General features: G+C 50.9%; 5 protein-coding genes. 1 reads left to right on the top strand and 4 read right to left on the bottom strand.

Translation table 11 applies throughout. The features are described from left to right. A partial coding sequence (locus tag Q7V48_09080; GenBank protein ID MDO9210885.1) for a Cache 3/Cache 2 fusion domain-containing protein occupies positions 1-2,163 on the bottom strand: 2,163 nt, incomplete at its 3' end. Positions 2,164-2,576: 413 nt separating this feature from the next. On the opposite strand from Q7V48_09080, the gene Q7V48_09075 reads away from it, so the two are divergent. Continuing rightward, positions 2,577-2,870 carry a hypothetical protein gene (locus Q7V48_09075; GenBank protein ID MDO9210884.1) on the top strand — a complete coding sequence of 98 codons (294 nt, stop codon included), beginning with the start codon at positions 2,577-2,579 and terminating at the stop codon, positions 2,868-2,870. Positions 2,871-2,930: 60 nt separating this feature from the next. On the opposite strand, the gene Q7V48_09070 is transcribed toward Q7V48_09075, so the two are convergent. The 3 genes from Q7V48_09070 to Q7V48_09060 form a co-directional block, all read right to left on the bottom strand. Next, positions 2,931-4,214: an OFA family MFS transporter gene (locus Q7V48_09070; GenBank protein ID MDO9210883.1), complete on the bottom strand. Its 1,284-nt coding sequence runs from the start codon at positions 4,212-4,214 to the stop codon at positions 2,931-2,933. An 87-nt stretch (positions 4,215-4,301) separates the two neighbouring features. After that, positions 4,302-6,275: an acetate--CoA ligase gene (gene acs, locus Q7V48_09065; GenBank protein MDO9210882.1), complete on the bottom strand. Its 1,974-nt coding sequence runs from the start codon at positions 6,273-6,275 to the stop codon at positions 4,302-4,304. A 382-nt stretch (positions 6,276-6,657) separates the two neighbouring features. Then, the coding region (locus Q7V48_09060) for a response regulator (protein ID MDO9210881.1) at positions 6,658-7,111 on the bottom strand (454 nt) is incomplete at its 5' end.

The following is a 7,111-nucleotide window of genomic DNA, read 5'->3' as shown; positions in this document are numbered from 1 at the left end:
CAGGGGATTGTTCAGCTCATGGGCCACCCCGGCGACCAACTCTCCCAGGGCGCGCATCTTCCCGGCTTGGATCAGATGGGCTTGGGTCTTTTTCAATTCTCCTTCCAACCTTTTCTTCTCGGTTAGGTCTTTAAAAACCCCCAGGGTGCCAATGATCTGACCGGATTCATCCTTTAGCAAGGAAGCCGAGGTCAGGATCGGAACAGTTCCGTTTTTTTTCACCACCTTCGTTTCATAGTTCTTTAGAGTGCCTTTTCCCCGCAAGATCCCCATGATCTTCCGCGCTTCGTGCAACCCGTTAAGGTAAAACTGATGAATAGGAAGTCCTATGATATTCTCCCGGGACCTCCCCACCATCTCTTCAAACGCCCGGTTCAGAAAGGTGATCCGCCCCTTGGGATCCGTAGTCACGATGCCGTCCACCGAACTCTGCACAATGTTTTCCAGGTAATCCTTGGTCTTCCACAACTCTCTTTCCAGAGCCAACTTCTCGGTAATGTCCCGGGCGATCTCCAGGAATCCCAGCGTCTTGCCCGAGGAATCTTTCAGCGTGGTGACGATGGCGTGAGCGGTAAAGGGGGTACCATCCTTGCGAACCCGTTCCAGCTCATATTCGGTCATGCCTTCCGCTTCCACTTTGCGGGAGATCTCCTGGATGATGCCTCGCGACCGGTCGTCTATGCGGAAGGTTCTCCCGATTCGCATCTTACCCACCACTTCCTCTTTGGTCCATCCGAAGAGGTTTACTGAGCCGCTGTTGTACTCGATGATGTTCCCATTGGGGTCCGTCGCAATAATGGAATACTCCGTTGAGCTTTCCAGCACGCTATTAAGCATGTTGGACAGGTTGCGATATTTTTCTTCTTTCTCCTGAATCTCAACGGTACGAGCTTGGACGATGTCCTCCAAGTTTCGCGTATAATTGAGGACCTGATCCGCCATCCGGTTGAAGGACTTGGCCAGGATTCCAATCTCGTCTCCTGTGGTGAGGTTGACCTTTTGGGTCAGGTCTCCCCCGGACATCTTGGCTGTGACCGCGGTCAGCTCCAGGAGTGGCCGAGTAAGCACCCGGGAAAGCATGATGGTCAGCAGGATGGCCAAGGCAACGGTACCTAAGGCCACTAAGGTGATAAAAAACTTGGTGCGGGCCACCCCTCCAAAAATCTCCTCTTCATAGCTGCCCGCGGCGATGATCCAGTCCCAATCCCGAAAATATTGATATTTATTGATCTTCATCCGGGGATGGGTCTCGCCCAACTCTATGTTAGCCCAGGGGTAGCGGAGGGTCCCTACCTCATTCTCCTTCAAGAGAGGGGCTTTGCGGACCATCTCTTTAATGTACTCGAATCCCGCCGAGTCTCGGGCCTCCAGGATGCTCTCCCCCTCTTTGGCCGGGTGAACTACCAACCTTCCGGAACCGTCCATGATGAAGGCATACCCGGTCTTTCCGATCTTGATGGATCTGATGGCCGTCTTAAGGGCCACGGCCCCCTGTTCCGGTATCCCCACGTAGAGGGCGCCGATCACTTCTTTCCTGGCGTTCACGATGGGCTCATAGGCAGTAATGTACCAATCGTTCACCACAAAGGCCCGCCCCCGGTAGGTCTCTCCCCGGAGGATGGTTTTGGTGACCTCACTGGAGGCGGGAATGTAGGTCCCTACAGCTCTGGTCCCATCGGCACGTAAGACATTGGTGGAGATGCGGAGGAGCCGATCCCCTGATATGCGCTGAAAAATAGTACAGGTTCCCCCGACCAGCTTTTGCACACCGTCCACAATTGTGTAATCTCCCGTGATGGCTTTCCCGCCGATCGACCAGAAAGGAACGCGCATAGGGGTTTTTTCATTGGTGAATTGGTCCTCGGCCATGAACTGCACGAAATGATCCGATGAAATCCTTACGTATGGCCCATGCTGAAAGAAGGCATAATGGGCAATTTTTAAGTCAGCGGTTAGTTTATTCTGTAAGAGCTCCTGCTGGGCTTTGCACATGGCGTGAATGTTGGTCACGATGTGCTCGAGGTCCGATTCATAAGCCTGCTTCAAATCCTCGGTGAATTTCCCGAGCGAAAGCATGGCTGCCACCCCCAGAGGCACGAGGGCCAAGAGCAGGGTGAAGCTAATCAATTTGGTGCGGATTTTCCAGTCTTTAAATGGTTTCACAGCATAGCCTTTTTTTGCAATATATCAGACCGAGGGAAAAATCTCAATTTTTTTGCTTTGGTGAACTTTTTTAAGAAATTATTTCGGACGAGGACTGGAGGAAAAGAAATTTTTGAAATATTTTAGACAAATTGTCAAAATATTTTTACTTGGCTCCGCCTAATTTTGACAAAATTTCTATTTAAACCCGCAAAAGGAATAATTTTTTGCCATTTTGGCAGGATCGGGGTTATAAAAAACGAATATTGATTCATTATTTAAAAAATCCTTTGATAAAAAATTCTTTTAATATCAAATTGTTAAAAGTTATTAAAAAGATAATCCGAGTGACTTTTTTCCCATGGCATCCCCTTTGCTCTTTATTCGGGCAAGGATTGATAACAACAAACAATATAGGAAAGGAGGCGGGGAAGATGAAAAAATTAACAATTTTAATAATTACCACCGCTATCCTTTGTTGCTGGATCTCCAGTACATATGCGGCTGACATCTTGGGATATCCCATCGTCCCCAAACAGGCCAAATTCTACCTCATCATTCTTACTGCGATTGGGGCTTCCATGGCGATGGTGGCAACTGCTTATTTTTCCTTTTGGCTGGTGGACTTAAAAAAGAGGCGGAAGGAAATCGCGGTAAAACCTGCCTTTAACAAAGGGTTAGAGGCTTTTGGCGGCCAGTTGGCTGCAGTTGCCCAGCCGGCTAAATAAAAATTCTACTGCCTTGGAATAAAAAACCCCTTCTCTGGGACCAGGGAGAAGGGGTTTTTTTTAAGCAGCTTTTTGAAGAACCTTTTCTTCTATCTTCGCCTTGGGCGCACGGGTAACAAAGGTAAGCCCCGCAGCAATCAGCAGGCATACCGAAGCAATCAAGTAAGCGTTGCTGAAATTTTTAGAAGCATCGAAAATCCAACCACTAAGAACTGGGCCAAGAATTCCCCCAACCCCCCAGGCTGTAAAAACAAACCCATAATTGACCCCGAAATTCTTCATCCCAAAATAATCTTTGGTCGCCGAGGGAAAAACGGAAAGGTTCGCCCCGTAGTTGAACCCGATGAGTACCGAAGCCAGGAAAAGAGTCCCGTACGTGTCCAGTCCCCGGAGTAAAAACATGAGGACTGCCTGGAAAACAAAGACAATAAACATCGTCCGGGTACGACCGATTTGGTCCGAAAGAACACCCGCCACAATACGCCCGGCAGCATTGCCCACTGCCAAAAAGGCTACGAATATGAATCCCGCTTTAATGCCTGCCTGAAGGTCAACGATCTTGGCCAATTTTCCTATGATCATCAACCCGGCGCCTGCCCCAAAAACATACATGATCCATAGAAGATAGAATTGAGGGGTACGGAGCATTTCGTGCCATTCGTAATCCTTCGCCACCGACGCACTCTGGGCACTCCCCTTCGCCGTAGCCTTAGTGGCGATGGGGTTCCCCAAGGGTTTATATCCTGCTGCAGGATTTTTTAGCAACTGAGCAAGAACGACAACCACGATTAGGAAAGCAATTCCCAAAATCAGGAAGCTGCTCTGAATTCCAAAACTGCCCAAGAGGTAATGGGCCAGAGGAGCAATGTAAACCGAGGCCAGCCCAAATCCGGCAACGACCAACCCGGCAATCAAGCCCGTCCGGGCTGGGGGGAACCATTTCACCGCCGGAGGAGTAGCTGAAGCATAACCGAACCCAATTCCTGTCCCGGCCAGAATTCCAAAACCGATAATCAGACCAGTGAGAGATTGACCTAAACTGGTTACGATAAAACCAATCCCGCAAAAAAATCCTCCTAAGGTTGCCACCAAGCGAGGGCCAAACTTATCCTGAAGCCTTCCTGCCGGGACCATCATAAAAGCAAACACAGCAATGGCCACGGAATAAGGGAGGGCGGTCTGGGTTTCATTCCACCCCCATTCTTTCGTAATTTGCTTTGATATAACTGACCAAGCGTAGAGGACTCCCAATGCCAAATTGATCCCCGTGCCGGCAAAGGTAACAATCCAACCTCGATTGTGGTCACTCGCCGGAAGAGAGGAACTTGTTATACGATCGGACATGAAAAATTGCCTCCTTAGAAAAGGGTTAAAAGGCCTCCGGAGAGACGTCTTGGCCAGACGTCCCTCCAGGCCCCTTTTCTTCCAGTTTTATTGTCTTTCAGATACTAAGGTTTGGACGACCGAGGGGTCGGCCAAGGTGGTGGTATCGCCCAATTCGCGGACATCTCCTGCGGCGATCTTCTTCAAGATACGGCGCATGATTTTTCCGCTACGGGTCTTAGGCAGCGCGTCGGCGAACTGGATCTTATCCGGAGTGGCGATCGGTCCGATCTCCTTGCGCACGTGGGCCACCAGGGTCTTTTTCAAATCATCCGTCTTGGGCTGGCCCGCTTTCAGGGTGACGAAAGCGTAGATTCCCTGCCCTTTGATTTCATGGGGCATGCCCACCACCGCGGCTTCGGCCACGGCTGCATGGCTGACCAGGGCGCTTTCTACTTCGGCTGTGCCAATGCGGTGACCGGAGACGTTGATGACGTCGTCCAGCCGGCCCATCAGCCAGAAATCTCCATCTTCATCCACCCGGGCACCGTCGCCGGTGTTATACATCCCCGGAAAGCGCACGAAGTAAGTTTCCTTGAAGCGCTCGTGCTGGCCATAGACCGTACGCATTATTCCCGGCCAGGGCTTCGTGATCACCAGGTATCCACCTTCATTCACCTCGGCTGGCGAGCCGTCCTCGCGGATGACCGCTGCCTCAACTCCGGGAAAAGGTTTCGTCGCGGATCCTGGCTTGATGGCGATCGCTCCCGGGAGAGGGGTGATCAAAATTCCGCCGGTTTCGGTCTGCCACCAGGTGTCCACAATAGGACACTTTTCTTTGCCGATGACTTTGTAGTACCACATCCAGGCTTCAGGGTTGATGGGTTCCCCCACGGTCCCCAAGAGCCGGAGGGAAGAAAGGTCTCGCCCCAAGGGCCATTGGTCGCCGTCGCGCATCATGGCCCGGAGTGCGGTGGGCGCCGTGTAGAAGATATTGACTCCGTTCTTTTCCACCGTGGCCCAGAAACGATCAGGCTGGGGATAGTTGGGAACGCCTTCAAACATCACGCTGGTGGCTCCAGCGGCCAGAGGGCCGTAGACAATATAACTGTGCCCGGTGACCCAACCGATGTCCGCCGTGCACCAGAATACGTCTTCGTCCCGGTAATCGAAGATCCACCTGAACGTCACCATGACGTAAAGCAGGTACCCGGCCGTCGTATGCAGAACCCCTTTGGGCTTTCCAGTCGAACCACTGGTATAAAGGATGAACAGCGGGTCCTCGGCATCCATTACCTCCGGTGGGCAAAACGGCTTAATGTCCGGAGCGGCCATCTCTTCATGCCACCAGAAATCTCTCCCGGCCTTCATATCCACCTTGGTATTGGTGCGGTTGTAGATGATGACGGTTTTTACCGCAGGACAGCTGGCCAGGGCAGCGTCGGCGTTACTCTTCAGGCCGATGATTTTGCCGCTGCGGTAGCTGGCATCCGTCGTAATCAGGGCTGTGCTGTTGGCATCCAAGATGCGGTCTTTGAGGGCATCGGCACTGAACCCACCAAAAACAATGCTGTGGATGGCCCCGATACGGGCGCAGGCCATCATGGCAATGGGCAACTCGGGGATCATGGGCATATAGATAGTTACGCAGTCACCCTTTTTCACGCCCTTTTTCTTCAGGACGTTGGCGAACTTACAGACCTCCGTGTAAAGCTGCTGGTAGGTGTAAGTCCTGGTATCCCCTGGCTCGCCCTCCCAGATCAGAGCAGCCTTATTCTTCCGCCAAGTCTTCAGATGCCGGTCCAGGCAATTAACCGTGACGTTAAGCTTCCCCCCCTGGAACCACTTGATGTACAGGTTATCTCCGAAGCTGTAATCCAAGACCTTATCCCACTTCTGGAACCACTCCAGCTCTTCAGCCTGTTTTCCCAAAAATCCATCGGGGTCCTCGATGGACTTATTATATATTTTTTTAAACTCCTCCAGGCTCTTAATATGGGCCTTTCGGCTGAATTCCTTCGGGGGGGGGAATTTCCTTGTTTCTTCCATCATACTGGTGATTGTTTTTTTCTCCTCTGCCATAGGTTACCTCCGGTAAGATATTTTCATGCTTCTTTTATATTTTACTTAATTTTTCCATCCCAGCTAATTCAAAAAAATTAAAAAAGCAAACATCGAATGCTGGCTTGACGAAAAAATTCTTGAAAAATCAGCTTTTCAGGGAGTTTCCGCGAGGTAGGGATAAGTCGAGAGGACCTAAGGCAATCGGCCGAATCTTCCGGGAACTTGCCGAGTAAAACCTCTGCGCCCCGATGGCCTTCTTTCGGGTACCTCCATCTCCGGTCATTCCAGCTCATCTTTTTCTTGCTCTGCCTCTGGCTGGAGGAGGCTTTCCCGGCCTTTGAATCACCCTTAAATCTTCCATACCATCAGCCCTTGTTAGGCCGTCTTTGGGATTAGGAGTTCAATGGGACGAATTGACTCCCAGTGTCCGGGAATATTCCAAACGACGAACTGCGGGTTCTCCGATTACATCCATGATTTCCGTGATAAGTTCCCGCACCCGCTCTTTGAGGATGCGCATCTCCGCGGCCATTGCCTGCTTTTCTAGCGCCTGTTTTATTGTCTTATTCAGGGTCAACTTTGTAAAGGGTTTTTGGATGAAATCAAAAGCCCCTTCTTTCAGGGCCTCCAATCCCATTTCAATTTTGCCATGGCCGGTCATGAGAACGATTTCTACATCGGGGAGGATTGCTTTGGCCAGCTTTAACAATTTATGGCCATCCATCCTGGGCATGCAGACATCGGATAGGATCAGGTGGACCTTACGCTCACGAATGATTTCCAACGCCGCCTGGCCATCAGCGGCAGTCAGTACATTGTATCCTTCCCTCTCTAATATTTTTAGCAATGTTTCA

It is taken from the genome of Deltaproteobacteria bacterium (genome assembly GCA_030654105.1).
In the GTDB taxonomy this organism is placed as follows: Bacteria; Desulfobacterota; SM23-61; order SM23-61; family SM23-61; genus JAHJQK01.
The sequence above is the reverse complement of the archived record's forward strand: the minus strand, read 5'-3'. Positions and strand labels throughout refer to the sequence as shown.

Coding starts and splice junctions, on each gene's coding strand:
- Q7V48_09075 (MDO9210884.1), top strand. CDS start 2,577: ATGAAAAAATTAACAATTTTAATAATTACCACCGCTATCCTTTGTTGC.
- Q7V48_09070 (MDO9210883.1), bottom strand. CDS start 4,214: ATGTCCGATCGTATAACAAGTTCCTCTCTTCCGGCGAGTGACCACAAT.
- acs (MDO9210882.1), bottom strand. CDS start 6,275: ATGGCAGAGGAGAAAAAAACAATCACCAGTATGATGGAAGAAACAAGG.